Genomic DNA, 14,167 nt, shown 5'->3' with positions numbered 1-14,167 from the left:
TAAAATTTGTTTTCTATGCCCAAAAATTTTGTTCCCCAAGATTCTTATTTTCAAAAAGCCAAAGAGCTCGGCTATCGCGCTAGGAGCGCTTTTAAGCTAGAAGAAATTCAAAAAAGATTTTATATTCTCAAACCGGGTTTGGATGTCTTGGATTTGGGTGCCGCACCCGGCAGTTGGCTACAATATGCGAGTAAAATTACTGGGGCAAAGTCTCTGCTTATTGGTTTAGACCTCCAAAAAATCGAGCCCATTGCCAAAAATATCAAAACTTTCATTGTTGATATTTTTTCTGATGAGGCGGTCAAATTAATTCAAAAATATCACCCCGCTCCATTTCCGATTATCCTTTCTGATCTCGCCCCAGCCACTTCTGGCGAAAAGGAATTAGACCATTTCCGCTCGCTAGATTTAAATCGCCAAGTTGTTAAATTGGCAGAAAAATTTTTAGCTCCACGTGGAGCACTGATCTTAAAGGTCTTTCAGGGTAGTGAATTTGATGAATTTATCCAAGAATTAAAACCTCAGTTTGCCAATGTCGAAATCTACAAGCCCAAAGCCAGCCGTGATCGGAGCTTTGAAGTTTATTTAATTGCGAGAAAATAGGGTAGGGGATATAATAAATACAGACAATTACAAAATTAGAAATTGAAAATTATTAGTGTATGCACACTCTCGACAATCTCGCTTATCTTGGCAAACTGGACAAAGACAGGGTCTTAGAATCTATTGCTCTTTTGCCGCGCCAAATCGAGCAGGCTTGGAGCGAAACCCAAAAACTCAAAATTCCTGTCAATTACAAAAAAATCAATAAGGTGATAATCAATGGCATGGGCGGCTCGGGTCTTGGCACCCATCTCATCCGTTCTGTTTATTTCAAAAAACTAAAATTACCACTTGGCAACATCCACAGCTATGATTTACCCGGGCTAGTCGATAAAAATACCCTTTATATTATTTCCAGTTATTCTGGTACTACCGAAGAAGTTCTCTCCACCTTTCGTGAGGCCAAGCGTCGTGGCGCCAAAATATTGGGCATTGCTTCTGGCGGAGATCTAGCTGGGTTAATTAAAAGCGGTCAGATCCCTGGTTATGTTTTCAACCCCGAGCATAATATCTGCAACCAGCCGCGGATCGGCCTTGGTTATTCAGTCGCTGGTATACTAGGATTATTAAATAAATGCGGCGTAGTCCAAACCACTGAAAAAGAAATAAAATCAGTTTTAGCACTCTTATCTCGGCTCAATGAAGAATTTTCTCCCCGCCAGAGCTTTTCTCAAAATAATGCCAAAAAGTTGGCAGTCGATCTACAAGACAAGATTATTGCTGTCATCGCCTCTGAGTTTTTATCCGGCAATGCTCATATCCTCTCCAACCAGCTCAACGAAAATGCCAAAAATTTTTCCACTTACTTTCTTATCTCCGAACTCAATCATCACTTATTAGAGGGTTTGGCTCATCCAAGATCCAATCATAAAAATTTACATTTCTTATTTTTAGAATCCAATCTTTATCATGTGCGCAACAGAAAGCGCTATCAGATTACCGAGGATGTTGTCCGGCAAAATAAGGTCGGCTATTCCACTTTTTCTGTTCCCGGCGGGAGCGAGCTAGAACAGTCTTTCGCCGCTCTGCTTTTTGGCTCCTACCTTAGTTTCTATCTAGCCATGTTAAACGGCATCGACCCAGCTGGCGTCCCCTTTGTTGATTATTTCAAAAAACAATTAGCAAACTAATTTATTAATATGAAAAAATATCTCGCCACACTCTCTATTCTAGTTACTGATCGTCAGGCCAATGTTGTCAAAGTCAACCAAATTCTTACCCAAAATGGCCATCTCATAATGTCGCGTCTTGGTGTCAATCCCAACACCGCCTGCCTAGCACATTGTCTCGGGATTATAATTTTGGTGCTCTCTGGCGAAAAAGACAAAATTCAAAAATTGGCCACCGACCTCAGCCGGCTCAAGGGTATAAAAACCAAGCTATCTATTATGTATAATGAATAATATTTCAATAAAACTGCGGTTCTACGAGCCGCGGTTTTTTGATATAATAAAGGCATGTTTTCCTTATACCAAAAAAGATTATTTGGCAGGATATTAGCCCAGCGGCTAATTCTTTATTTTGTGTTATTTTGTTTGGTTTTTAGCTATTTTTTCTGGCTGACCAATAGCCCATCTTTCCCCGACCCGGATTCTTTTTACCATGCCAAAATAGTAGAAATTATTCGAGACCACGGCCTTATCAAGGAATTTCACTGGCTACCCCTTACTACTTTGGACAAAGTCTTTATTGACCACCACCTTCTCTACCATTTGTTATTGGTGCCTTTTAGTTATTCTTGGAGTGCTATTGCGGTGGTAAAGTTTGCTGCTATCTTTTTGGCCGCCCTGGCCGTAGTTATTTTTCAATGGCTACTTGACCGCCTAAAAATCAGATATTCTTTTATTTATACTCTGATTTTAATATTTTCCGATCAATTTGTTTTTCGCTTGAATCTAGCCAAAGTACCCTCGCTCTCTCTCGTTTTTATTTTGGTGGCTCTTTATTTTATTGCCCGAGACAAAAGACGTTTTTCTCTCCCGCTTTTTATTCTATCTTTTGCCTATGTCTGGCTTTATGGCGGTTGGCCTATACTATTTGGGATAGGTTTTATCTATTTTATTGTCTCTGGGGTTTACCAGTGGCTTGAGGGCATCAACAGAAATAAACTCAATCATTCCCCATTCCATCTTACTAGTCATCTTACTAGACCGAAACGGACTAACGGACAAAATTTAAGATTATTATTTTTAAATATATTCAGTTGGTCAAATTTAAAATTACCACTTAGCATTTTTTCTGGACTCTTGGCTGGTCTGATTATCAACCCCTATTTCCCGAAAAATTTATTATTTTATTGGCAGCAGACTTTTGAAATCGGCCTTATTAATTACAAAAACATTGTGGCTGTCGGCGCCGAGTGGTATGATCTTAGTATCTTTGATTTAATTGGTCACAATATCTACACTTCAATTCTTTTTTTTATTTCTCTGCTTTTCTTTTTTATTTTTATTAAGCGCCAGAGCCGGCTCAGCTGGCTGTTACTTTTTTTAAGTTTAATATTTTTCATCCTCACCCTCAAATCCCAGAGAAATATTGAGTATTTTATCCCCCTAGCCCTGGTTTTCTCCAGCCTCGTTTTTAATAGTTTATCAGGAGTAAGAAAATATTTATCAATCATCTATTTTCGCTATCGCTCTTTGGTTATAGTTTTAATCAGCCTGCTTTTGCTTTGTCTGCCGGTTATTTTTTCTTACAATTTTTTTAGTCTTCGCCGGTCACTGACTAGCGGTTATAATTTTACTAGCCTTGAGGGCGCCAGTCTTTGGCTCAAGCAAAATACCCCGGTAGGCAGTATTATTTTTCATGACAATTGGGGCTCTTTCCCTTTGCTTTTTTATCACAACCCCAACAACTCCTATGTCCTTGGTCTTGATCCGACTTTTATGTATTTCCAAGATAAAGATAGATATCTTCTCTGGAAAAATATTATTAATGGCAAAAAAAGATTCGGTGTCTGCCAGCTGATTAAAGAGCAATTCAACACCAGTTTTGTCTTTATCCAAAAAGAAAATAAGGCCCTGCAGCCCAAACTAGACTTGGATCACCAGTGTGTTAAAGTTTATGAAGATCGAGATGGGCGGATTTACCAGATAAATTAAGCTTATGATTTCTATTGTCTTGCCGGTTTTTAATGAAGCGCTGATTTTGGAGAAAAATGCGCTTCAAGTTTTTGATTTTTGCCAGAAAAATTTATCCGGCGACTGGCAGATAATTATTAGTGACAATAATTCCGCTGACGCTACGGGGTTAATTGGAGAAAAATTATCCCATACTCATGAAAAAATAAAATATTTTCATCTTAATTCACAGGGCAAGGGTCTGGCTGTGATATCTGCTTGGCAAAAATTCAAAAGTGATATTTATATTTTTATGGACATAGATCTGTCCGTTGGCTTAAACGATTTACCCGCGCTTATTAGTGCAGTCAAAGCCGGAGCCGATATTGCCGCTGGCTCGCGCTTTCTGCCAAAATCAGTAGTTGAGCGATCCTTCGCCAGAAAATTATTTTCTATTTTTTTAAAAAACATTTTAAAAATTATTTTTAACCTAAAAATAAAAGACGCACCCTGTGGTTTCAAGGCCGTTAACCAACAAATAGTTGACAGCATCATTCCCAGAGTAAAAAACCAGACTTGGTTTTTTGATACAGAGCTCTTAATTTTATCGGAGCGCGCCCATTATAAAATAAAAGAAATTCCGGTTGTCTGGCAAGAGCCACGGGCAGCAAATAGAAAAAGCAAGGTCAGTCCAATGTTTGTGGCTTTTGAGTATTTAAAAAATATTTTTCGTGTTTATTTTAGCCATCACAAGTAATCCTTTATGTTTTTAAACAAAATAAATAATAAAATAATTTGTTTGGGTGTTTTTGTGATTTTTTTAGTATTATCCTTGGTATTTACCAAGGCCCCGCTCGATCACCTTGGCTCAGCGCTACCCAAGGGTCCGGACCCGCTTTTGGTCAGTTGGATCTGGTCTTGGGAGATGCATCAAATCCCGATTAATCCTCTCGCTGTTTTTGACACCAATATTTTTGCCCCCTTCAAAAATACCCTAGCTTTTACCGAGCACATGTTTGGCTCGCTCCTTTTAGCTTGGCCGTTGTTTTTGATTTTCAAAAATATTATTTTGGTTTTTAATATTATTAGCCTGTCATCTTTTGCCATCGGCGGCCTGGGTATGTATTTACTAGCCTTTTATCTGACTAAAAACAAGGCAGCTTCTTTTATTGCTGCTTTTATTTATGCCTTTGCGCCTTACAAAATTACTCATTTAGAGCACATCAATCTAAGCGGCATGTGGCTGCCCTATTTTTTTCTTTATCTCCACAAAATTTTTAAAGATTTTTCTTGGCGACATACCTTATTGTTGCTATTCTTTACGCTGATGGTTTTTCTCAATGCCATGCAGTATTTCCTATTTTTGCCAGTTGTGATCATTTTTTTTATTCTGGCCAATATCGACTTCAAAAGCATTAAAATCACCAAAGAGTTTGTTCTCAAATTATTTATTTTTTGTTCAATCATAATCATTGTTTGTTTGTCTGTACTTTGGCCGTATCTACAGCTCAAAAGCCAGGGTTTTGCCCGCTCTGTTGATAATATTGAAGGCCTTTCCCCTGATTTATATGATTATTTAGTTAGCCCATTTTTTTACAAATACTTTTATCCCACCTATCTCTCAGAGTGGATAGTCGGTCCGGGGGTTTTTGTTTTATTGTTATTATTTTTTTCCATTATTGTGCTTCATCATTCAATTCAAAGAGACAAGACAAAGGCCATCTATTTGTTGATCGGCTTTGTCGCGGTTCTTTTTTCTCTTGGCTACTATATTCAATTTACGCGCGGAGAAATGGGGGGTCTTATTGGCCCCTGGGCTTTTTTTTATCATTTTGTCCCCGGTTTTTCTGGCGTCCGATGTGTTGGTCGGTATAGTATCTTTTTTCTTTTGAGCTCAGCCGCACTTATCAGTATTGGTCTGCGCTGGCTCTTTGTTGATTATTTTAAAAATAAGCGGAAGAAAATATTATTTGTATTCTTTTCAATTATAATTCTTCTATTTGTGGAGTTTAGTTTTGTGCCCCCCAAAGAATATGTGGCTGTTCCCCCAGTACCCAAAATTTATAATTGGATCAAAAACACCAGTGATATTAATGTTTATTTAGAATTACCCTTGGGGGTTGGTTATTCAGAAAATAATTTGGGCGGTTTTTATGAATATTATTCCATCTCTCATTTCAAAAAGATGGTCAATGGTTATAGCGGCCATTCGCCAAGAAATTACGAGGGGCTAATCATCCAGCTGTGCAATTTTGATATTCAAAAGGAAGACCTCTCTGCCATCAAGAATTATGGGGCTACTCATATAATTTTTCATTTTGATTATTATCCTCCCAATTTTAAATCCAAGATTATAAACAGGTTATCAGAGGAGGGTCTTGCTGATCTTATCTATTTTGTGGATAACGATTATGTTTATCAATTAAAATAATTTATGCTGCAGGCGCTGATAAAATCTATAACCAAAAAAGAATGGTGCTTTTTTATTATCATTACTGTTTTTATTATTATTACTACTACCATCCCTTATATTTACGGTTGGTATAAAACACCACCAGATTCAACTTATAGCGGCCTTCATTCGCTCACGCCCGGAGATATTCACGTTTATTTTTCCTATATTGAGCAGGCGCGCCAAGGGCACCTGGTACAACTGGATTTATATTCTGGTGAACCGCAGGGCAGGGTGATGTTCAATGGTTTTTGGTCCTTCACTGGTATTTTGGCCAAAGCTTTTCACCTCTCAAACATTGTTGTTTTCCAGTTGGTACGCATACTTTTTATTCCTCTTTTACTTTTTATTTTATACCTCCTTACTGTTTATTATTTCCCCAACCCAAGATGGCGCCTGGTTGGTTTTATTTTCTTGGTCTTTGCTTCTGGGCTAGGTGCAGCCTTTTCTTTCGTTTTAGAAAATAATGTTTATAAAAAGGGTTGGTATAATTGGCCGCTGGATCTTTGGGCTGCCGAAAGCAACACCCTTTTGACCATGCTTCAGTCTGGCCATCTAGTGCTTTCCACTGGCTTGATTATTGCAACCCTCTTTTTATTTTTTATTTCATTGGAACACAAAAAAATTAAATATAGTATTATCTCTGGCTTTTTGGCACTTATTCTTTTTCAGTTCCACCCCTTTCATGTTCCCACTATTTTTGCCGTTATTGGCATCTATATTCTTTATTTGTTTATCAAAAATAAAAAAATAGGTTTTAATATTTTAAAACACGCTTTTATATTTTTTGCTATTTCCTCGCCATCGCTCGCGTATTATTTTTGGCTTTCTCGCTCTGATTTTTTTACCCAGATGCGCACTTATCAGAATATTTGTCTGACACCGTCTTGGTGGGTGACCATTATTAGCTACGGATTTATTTTAGCTTTTACTGTTTATGGCAGCTATCAGCTATTCAAAAATAAAAAATTAGAGAACAAGTACATCTTTTTGGTTGTCTGGATTGTTGCTCAGTCAATTTTGGTTTATTCCCCCCTACCTTGGCAAAGGCGCATGCTCCAAGGCCTGCAAATTCCACTTGGAATTTTGGCTGTCTGGGGTTTATATTATTTTTTTTATTTTCTCAAAAGAAAAATTTCTCCCCAGAATTTCAATTTTTTTGTCAACAACAAATATCTGGCTGTTATTTTATTTATTATTTTTTTCTGCCCCTCACAAATCTTCAACTGGGTGCGCGAATTTTCTATTTTCACCGACAAAAGGTATATTGAACAACTCTACCCAAAAAATGACAAGCTCATTGCATTTCATTGGCTTAAAGATAATGCCACCCTCGACAATGTTATTTTGTCGGATATTATAAATGGCAATCTTATCCCGGGCATTACTGGTCGCAAGGTTTTTGCCGGCCACGGTGTGGAAACTTTGTTTTTCGGCAGCAAATCAGAACAAGTCCTCTGGTTTTATAAAATAAACAATCTTGATGATAAGAAGAAAAAATTTTTAAAAGAAAATGATATTAATTTTATTTTTTTTAGCGAAAGCGAGGCCGAGGTTGGAGATTTTGAGCCCGGTCAAAAGAATTATCTAAGAGAGGTCTATCGCTCTGGTCAAGTTTATATTTATCGGGTAATGTTAGAATAGGATGTTTATGAAAAATTTTATTATTCTCCCCACCTACAACGAGAAGGAAAACCTGGCCGAGCTGGTCATGGAGATTTTCGGGCAGGGTATTAATGATTTATCAATATTAATAATAGATGACAATTCACCTGACGGCACCGGTGTATTGGCCGATGAGCTGTCACAGAAATATCCAGTTTTTGTTATTCATCGTCGGGGCAAACTTGGTTTGGGCTCTGCTTATCGTGAGGGATTTGATTATTGTTTAGATAAAGGCGCAGAATATATTTTTGAGATGGACGCAGACTTCTCTCATGATCCCAAAGATTTACCGCGGTTATTATCTGCCGCCAAAGACGGAGCCGATTTGGTTATCGGTTCACGAAAAATAAAAGGCGGTCAGATTATCGGCTGGAACTGGGAAAGGCATCTTTATTCCAATGGCGCCATGTTTTTTGCTCGTTTTTTATTAAACCTGAAAACACGTGATATTACCGCGGGCTTTCGTTGTTTTTGCACGAACGCTCTAAAAAAAATAGATTATTCAAAAATAAAAAGCAACGGCTATGCTTTTCAAATCGAAATGGTTTATCATCTGGAAAAAGCCGGTCTGAAAATTGTTGAGGCCCCAGTTACATTTATTGACCGCCAAAAAGGCCAATCCAAACTTGGGCAGAAAGATATTCGTGAATTTTTTAAAACAATTTTAAATTTAAAAATAAACAGGAAAGCTTTTTTGTTATTTATAAAAAGTATTTCTAGACACAAAACAACATGAAAAAAAATATTTCTTTAAGCTCAGTAATAATTTTTATCGGTGGCTTTCTCTTTCTTTCTTCGTGGCCATCAGCAACTTCTTTGCACGCATTATTGTTTTTTTGTACTATTTTTTTCTATTTTTGGGTTGATTATAGGGGCAATTTATTATTTAAAAAACAGCTAGCTCTTTTTATTGTTATATTTGTTGTTGTGGGTACAGCTTTTATAACAGAAATTAATAATAGAAGTCAAGGAGCGCCAGTCTTTGTACATGATAATATCTTGCAAGTTGAACCAGCTATTCAAATGTTACTACAGGGTAAAAATCCCTATATCGAAAATTATTTTGGCACGGAGCTAGAAGACTTCCCTTTTGTTAACGACCACCTTTTAGTAAATCCAGCCCTTTATCATTGCATAAAATTGCCCTTTCACCTTGTTTTTTCTACTCCTTTTTATTTATTTTTTAATAACACAATACATTTTTTTGACGAGCGGCTAGTTTATATTATTCTTTTTATCATGAGCTCGTTGGTTCTTTACCAGCTCCCCAAAAAAGTAGAAAATAAATTTTCTCTTGTTGCCGCCTATGCTTTTAATCCCTTATTTTTGAGATTTTTTTTTGGAGGGGAGAGACGATGTTTTTGTTTTAAGTTGGTTGATTTTAACCATTTTTTTACTTGAAAGAGGAATAATATCTTGGTCGGCAGTCACCCTAGCCCTAGCCTGCTCTTCCAAACACACAGCTTGGTTTTTTGTACCATTTTATTTTATTTATGTTCATTTTTTTATTAAACAAAAAAATGTAAAAATTGAGATTGGGGAGTATTTAAAAAATTTTATTAAATTAATCTGGCCATTCCCAACATTATTCTTACTTTTAATTTTGCCATTTGTTATTTGGGACCCAATTTCTTTTTTTCAAGATATTTATGCTTACCCAGCCGGCACAATACCGACAAGCTACCCCATAAGTGGTTATGGTTTGTCCGTAGTATTTTATCAACTTGGGCTTATCAAAAATATTACTGATTATTTCCCGTTTTGGATAGCTCAGATTCCTATCACAATTATTTTTTATTATTTTTTAATTAAAAATTACGGCAATAGCCAAAATATGTCCCATCTAGTTTTTTGTTACGGCGCTCTAATTTTTATTTATTTATTTCTATCTAGATTTTTTCATGATAATTATATTGGTTTTATTTCCCAAATATTTATTGTCTCCTATTTTCTTATTGATGATAAAATTATTTCAGTGTCTAAATAATCCGCCATTAAATAAAATTATTTTCTACTATGAAAAAATTAAAGGTTATTATTCTTTTGCTGCTAATAATTATTTTGGGCGCGATACTTCGCCTGGTTGCTGTTTTTCATTCTGGTAGCTTTTGGTTTGATGAGGTTGTCAGTTTGAGCATTGCCCAAAAGGGCTTTGTCGAAAGTTGGCAGTATTTACAGTGGGAAAACAACCCACCAGCCCATTATTGGCTTTTGCATTTTTGGATAAAAATATTTGGCCAAACAGAAGTGATTTTACGCCTCTCATCTTTTCTGTTTTCTATTCTTAATATTTTTATCATTTATCTTTTGGGTCGCACCCTTACCAAAAAAGACAGTGTCGGCTTATTTGCTGCCCTTCTCTCTGCCGCTTCTAGCTATCACCTTTTTACTTCTATGGATGCGCGTATGTATCCGATGTTGTTTTGCTTTTTTCTTTTATCCTTATATTTTTTCTGGCGCTATTTAGAATCAAATAAAAAATTATTTCTTGCCGCCTATATTATAGCTGCGATTATTACTCTTTATACTCACCTAATAGGCCTTGCCATGATTATAACCTGCAATTTATATTGGTTTTATCATTATTTTTTTATTTCTCAAAAAAAAACCAGCTGGCGCCAGTGGCTTTTGGCCCAATTTTTGGTTGTCTTAGCCTTTTTGCCGTGGCTTATAAATTTTATTACTCACAATGTCTCTCGCCTGACCGACGATGCCTGGTATTTCAATACATCTGGCAGTGGCGCGCTTTTATTTGAGCTACCTCGTGCCTATTTTTTTCTTGGTGTCGAACATCCATTTTTAGAAATTATTGCCTTATTATTTTTTGGGGTACTTTTTGTCTCCGTTTTTGTTTCTCACCTCGAGTGTTCATCAAAATTAAAAGAAGTTAAATTTAATTTAGAGTTCCCCTCAGCAGCACTTTTGTCTTTGTTGATTTTTATCATACCGCTATCCATCGGTCTGTGCTTGCAGATTTGGGTATCCAAGTATTATATTCTTGGCAGTCCCGGTTTATTTTTGCTTTTAGCCATGGGCTTTGAAAAATTAAATTTTAAAAGTAGCCACAAAAAAATTATTATAGTTGGCATTTTGTTTCTCCTTTTGCCTTACAGTTTTGATATCATAAAAAATCAAGGCCAACACAAATGGGATGAACTGGCGAGCTATGTTGAGCAGATTGAAGCCCCCGGTGATATTATTTTTTTCCCGGCTTTTGTTTATAATGTTCCCTTTGATTATTACTATCGGGGCAAATTGGCAATTTCCAATATTTTGAGCGAAAAACTTGGCAGTGACCCACTGCTTTTGGCAATAAAATATAATTGGTATCCCGCGATTCAACCAAAAGATTTACCAGATTTTTTTGAGGCGTTTAAAAATGATAAGAGGGTAATTTTGATTTACCCAGCAGTTTCAGCCGAAATTCATCATGCTGATTTTATTCTAGATAAATTCTTAAAAAGTGATTGGAAGTTAATTAAAGAACAAAAGTTTGAAGGTTTTTTTGAGAGGGCTGCCGTATATATATTCAAAAACCCGGCCCTTTGACCGGGTTTTTGTAGGTTGTCTGTTAAATTTTTTTCCACAAACTCACTCCATCTTTACTTTCTATTTTTTTGTAAGAATCGAGTATTTCTTCCAGCCTTTTGTACCCACGACTATAATATTTGCCAGCCCAAGCAGAGGTTTTCAATATTTCATCATAATATTTATAATCAGCTTCATCCAAAAGGATATATTCTGGTAGTAGTTTGAAGCTATAATCAGCCTGGGCAAACTGCTGGACACCCAAGAAATAATAATGCAGGGAATAAATATTTTTTCTACTTGATAGATTCGGTAGATAATTAAAACTGCTCATCACGGCCGCGCCCCTTTCAATCTGGTCCAAGTCAGGACCATTTTTTGTCTGAGAAAAATCATTTTTTAAAATACCAAAACTCGGCCACAAACAAAAGTTTGCCGCCAAAGCGAGTATTAAAAGCAAATATTTTCCACCGAGTTTTTTGTTTATAAAATTATCAGCCGGCAGAAAAGCATAAATAAAAGCTATTATGAGGGCAGGCAAAAATAAGGCACCATAGTGCATCTGCCAGACCAAAGCCCCCCCACCACCAGCCGAAAATATTATTTGCGTCAAAGGAACCGTGGTCAGCAAAAGCCACTTTGGCTTAATGATTGGCAAAAACAAAAATGGGGCCAAAAAACCCAAAATCATTTCCAAATTGGTCAGCGTCAAAAAGTGTTTTATTGTCCCGAGTATATTAGTTCTGGCTAGCCAGCCATAGTAATAGCCAAAAGGGGAAAAACCAGAAGGGGAGAAGTGGGCAATAATTTTGAAAGAGATTATTAGATAAAAAATAGTAATTAGTAATCCATAACTAGCAATCAGGAGAAAGGCCTTGTTTTTATTTTTAAGTGCGTCTAGCCAGATCAGAATTATAAATGTCAAAATTATAAAAGTGATGTCTTCGCGGACCATGAGGCATAGAAATATTAAAATATAAAAAGACGAAAGCAATTTTTTGTTGGCAGGGCTTTCTTTTAATTGGAGATAAAAATAAAATAGGGAGAAAAAGAAAAACGGGAAAAAAGCAATAGCGTGGAATTCAAACAAATTAAGATTGTGAACCAGCGGATTAATGAGCCAGAGGAAAGCTACGCCCAGAGCCATGATTTTGGGTTTATCCCGACCGACCCCGACGTCCATCGGGGGAGCGGAGGGATCACGTTTAGACCCGCACTCACTATAATTAAAATCAGAACTTGGTGGCACGGGTTCCCTCGACTCCGCTCCGCTGCACTCGGGACAGGCTTGTATAACAACCAAATACAAGGGCCAAGCGGCCAGACCCAAAAATATTGTTTGTAAAATCAGAAGCAAAACCGGCGACTGCCAGAGATAATAAATAGGTAAAAACACAACTAACAGTGGTTCAAAATGATCGCCCCAGTAATTGTGCCCCTGAATAGATGACCAAAACCAGTTGCCGTGGAGGGTATTAAACAGGGCATTATTAAAAATTGCCAAATCCAGTCCGCCATACAAAAAATGTTGGTATTTACAAAAACAGACTGCTGAGATTGCCACCACATAAGCGCTAATCATTCCGGCCAGTATTTTCCCGCTATTTTTTGAAAAACAAGACATTAATTTATTCATGAGGTTATTATAACACGAAAAAGTTCAGTTATTATAAACACACAAGGACAGTCCTTAATACTTAAGAACTGTCCTTGTGTGTCGCCATCGGGGAAATTTCTATCTTACTCGTTTTTTATCTTAGTGTGTCTCTAAGTGAAGGGCGCTAAACCGAAAGTCAAATAAGAATCCATGGTGTAGCCCCACAATCCGGCAATCAACCCAGAGATAATTCGCGAGCTGATAAAATTAAGCCCCAGTATATTCATTCCCCCCTCTGTTCCCAAAATAGCAATCAAAAGCGCCACCACCTGTATGGCCAAGGTCGTGGTTAGCCCCCGTGAAATTTTTGTTTGCTTTTCAAATGTCCAGCGCCTGTTTACAAAAAAAGCAGTCACGGTTTGTAAAATGAACCCGGCCGTTATGGCCGGTATCTGCTGTACTTGAAAATATTCCATCAAAAGCCAGGCACCAAAAACATTTCCGGCGAAAGTGGCCAGGGAAACAGTATAATAAAATAATAAACGCCGAATCCTTGATAGCATATTTATTAAAAAAATCCCAACCAAAGTGCCATAAAATTTAAAAACCCATGGCTCATGGAAACTAATATTAAATTGGGAAATTTTCTGTACAACCAAGCAAAACCAACTCCGCCCAAAAAAGTTATGGGCAAGACGACTATTAACGGCTGGTAAATAATATGCATCAAGGCAAAAAGCGAAGCATTGATGAGAATAATTTTCAGTGGTGATTGACAGATTTTTTCCAGTTGTACCATTAAATATCCTCGATATAAAAATTCCTGAACCGCACCAATGGGCAGCGACCAGCCCCAAAACCATAACCAATAATTAAGTTCGACCGTTTTATTATTTATAATTTGGGCAAAAAAGATTAATATTGTGCCAGCTGCGATCGTAAAAATAATATATGGACCGGCAACAGAGAAAAAATTATCAGTCCGTATGTTGAATTTTTTATAAAATAAACCGCCTCGGCACTCTAATATCACCACGATCGTCAATATTGTCGCCAACACAAGTAGATAATAATTTCTGGGGATGAAATTAAATTTCAAGGCCAAAATAGGGACAATAAAAATAGGAGCTTGTCTAGAACAGCATAAACATTTATGCTGATAACATGGCAAGCAAGTTAATACCAAACAGCAAATTAACCAATAGACAAATAAGTCAGATCATAGACCTGTTTGTCCTCGAAGTACCAGCCATTAAGGTGGCT

The 14,167-nt window shown here is 36.9% G+C and carries 14 protein-coding genes; 11 read left to right on the top strand and 3 right to left on the bottom strand.

Features of this window, described 5'->3' with window-relative positions; all coding sequences use genetic code 11:
• Nucleotides 1-15: 15 nt before the first annotated feature.
• From GYA54_04075 to GYA54_04025, 11 genes are read left to right on the top strand one after another with little or no spacing between them, the layout of a single operon-like run.
• The gene (locus GYA54_04075; GenBank protein NMC51875.1) at nt 16-603 is read left to right on the top strand and encodes an RlmE family RNA methyltransferase; all 588 of its coding nucleotides are present in this window, start codon (nt 16-18) and stop codon (nt 601-603) included.
• Nucleotides 604-662: 59 nt separating this feature from the next.
• Complete coding sequence (locus tag GYA54_04070; GenBank protein NMC51874.1) at nt 663-1,733, top strand: hypothetical protein; 1,071 nt, start codon at nt 663-665, stop codon at nt 1,731-1,733.
• Between the two features lie 9 nt (nt 1,734-1,742).
• The gene (locus GYA54_04065; GenBank protein NMC51873.1) at nt 1,743-2,006 is read left to right on the top strand and encodes a hypothetical protein; all 264 of its coding nucleotides are present in this window, start codon (nt 1,743-1,745) and stop codon (nt 2,004-2,006) included.
• 54 nt (nt 2,007-2,060) lie between these two features.
• A complete protein-coding gene (locus GYA54_04060) occupies nt 2,061-3,704 on the top strand; it encodes a hypothetical protein (protein ID NMC51872.1) in 1,644 nt (547 codons plus the stop codon).
• 4 nt (nt 3,705-3,708) lie between these two features.
• Complete coding sequence (locus GYA54_04055; protein NMC51871.1) at nt 3,709-4,419, top strand: glycosyltransferase; 711 nt, start codon at nt 3,709-3,711, stop codon at nt 4,417-4,419.
• A gap of 6 nt (nt 4,420-4,425) precedes the next feature.
• Entirely contained in the window at nt 4,426-6,093 is a 1,668-nt protein-coding gene (locus tag GYA54_04050) for a YfhO family protein (protein NMC51870.1), read from the top strand.
• 3 nt (nt 6,094-6,096) lie between these two features.
• On the top strand, nt 6,097-7,758 hold the full coding sequence (locus GYA54_04045) for a hypothetical protein (protein ID NMC51869.1): 1,662 nt from the start codon (nt 6,097-6,099) through the stop codon (nt 7,756-7,758).
• Between the two features lie 7 nt (nt 7,759-7,765).
• Nucleotides 7,766-8,515, top strand: a complete 750-nt coding sequence (locus GYA54_04040; protein NMC51868.1) for a polyprenol monophosphomannose synthase — start codon at nt 7,766-7,768, stop codon at nt 8,513-8,515.
• Nucleotides 8,512-9,180 carry a hypothetical protein gene (locus GYA54_04035; GenBank protein NMC51867.1) on the top strand — a complete coding sequence of 223 codons (669 nt, stop codon included), beginning with the start codon at nt 8,512-8,514 and terminating at the stop codon, nt 9,178-9,180. The genes GYA54_04040 and GYA54_04035 overlap by 4 nt, the downstream gene beginning before the upstream one ends.
• Complete coding sequence (locus tag GYA54_04030; GenBank protein NMC51866.1) at nt 9,119-9,766, top strand: hypothetical protein; 648 nt, start codon at nt 9,119-9,121, stop codon at nt 9,764-9,766. Before GYA54_04035 ends, GYA54_04030 begins: the two co-directional genes overlap by 62 nt.
• Nucleotides 9,767-9,795: 29 nt before the next feature.
• On the top strand, nt 9,796-11,328 hold the full coding sequence (locus GYA54_04025) for a phospholipid carrier-dependent glycosyltransferase (GenBank protein ID NMC51865.1): 1,533 nt from the start codon (nt 9,796-9,798) through the stop codon (nt 11,326-11,328).
• A gap of 22 nt (nt 11,329-11,350) precedes the next feature.
• Here the strand turns inward: GYA54_04025 and GYA54_04020 are convergent, their stop codons facing one another.
• The 3 genes from GYA54_04020 to GYA54_04010 form a co-directional block, all read right to left on the bottom strand.
• Nucleotides 11,351-12,943, bottom strand: coding sequence for a DUF2079 domain-containing protein (locus GYA54_04020; GenBank protein NMC51864.1), 1,593 nt, complete (start codon nt 12,941-12,943; stop codon nt 11,351-11,353).
• A 131-nt stretch (nt 12,944-13,074) separates the two neighbouring features.
• Nucleotides 13,075-13,467, bottom strand: a complete 393-nt coding sequence (locus GYA54_04015) for a GtrA family protein (protein NMC51863.1) — start codon at nt 13,465-13,467, stop codon at nt 13,075-13,077.
• Nucleotides 13,468-13,472: 5 nt separating this feature from the next.
• On the bottom strand, nt 13,473-14,009 hold the full coding sequence (locus GYA54_04010) for a CPBP family intramembrane metalloprotease (GenBank protein NMC51862.1): 537 nt from the start codon (nt 14,007-14,009) through the stop codon (nt 13,473-13,475).
• Nucleotides 14,010-14,167 lie beyond the last annotated feature (158 nt).

It is taken from the genome of Candidatus Kuenenbacteria bacterium, from assembly GCA_012797775.1.
Taxonomy (GTDB): domain Bacteria; phylum Patescibacteriota; class Patescibacteriia; order UBA2196; family GWA2-42-15; genus JAAZMX01.
The sequence above is the reverse complement of the archived record's forward strand: the minus strand, read 5'-3'. Positions and strand labels throughout refer to the sequence as shown.

Coding starts and splice junctions, on each gene's coding strand:
- GYA54_04070 (NMC51874.1), top strand. CDS start 663: ATGCACACTCTCGACAATCTCGCTTATCTTGGCAAACTGGACAAAGAC.
- GYA54_04035 (NMC51867.1), top strand. CDS start 8,512: ATGAAAAAAAATATTTCTTTAAGCTCAGTAATAATTTTTATCGGTGGC.
- GYA54_04025 (NMC51865.1), top strand. CDS start 9,796: ATGAAAAAATTAAAGGTTATTATTCTTTTGCTGCTAATAATTATTTTG.
- GYA54_04065 (NMC51873.1), top strand. CDS start 1,743: ATGAAAAAATATCTCGCCACACTCTCTATTCTAGTTACTGATCGTCAG.
- GYA54_04040 (NMC51868.1), top strand. CDS start 7,766: ATGAAAAATTTTATTATTCTCCCCACCTACAACGAGAAGGAAAACCTG.
- GYA54_04050 (NMC51870.1), top strand. CDS start 4,426: ATGTTTTTAAACAAAATAAATAATAAAATAATTTGTTTGGGTGTTTTT.
- GYA54_04055 (NMC51871.1), top strand. CDS start 3,709: ATGATTTCTATTGTCTTGCCGGTTTTTAATGAAGCGCTGATTTTGGAG.
- GYA54_04015 (NMC51863.1), bottom strand. CDS start 13,467: ATGCTATCAAGGATTCGGCGTTTATTATTTTATTATACTGTTTCCCTG.
- GYA54_04075 (NMC51875.1), top strand. CDS start 16: ATGCCCAAAAATTTTGTTCCCCAAGATTCTTATTTTCAAAAAGCCAAA.
- GYA54_04020 (NMC51864.1), bottom strand. CDS start 12,943: ATGAATAAATTAATGTCTTGTTTTTCAAAAAATAGCGGGAAAATACTG.
- GYA54_04045 (NMC51869.1), top strand. CDS start 6,097: ATGCTGCAGGCGCTGATAAAATCTATAACCAAAAAAGAATGGTGCTTT.
- GYA54_04060 (NMC51872.1), top strand. CDS start 2,061: ATGTTTTCCTTATACCAAAAAAGATTATTTGGCAGGATATTAGCCCAG.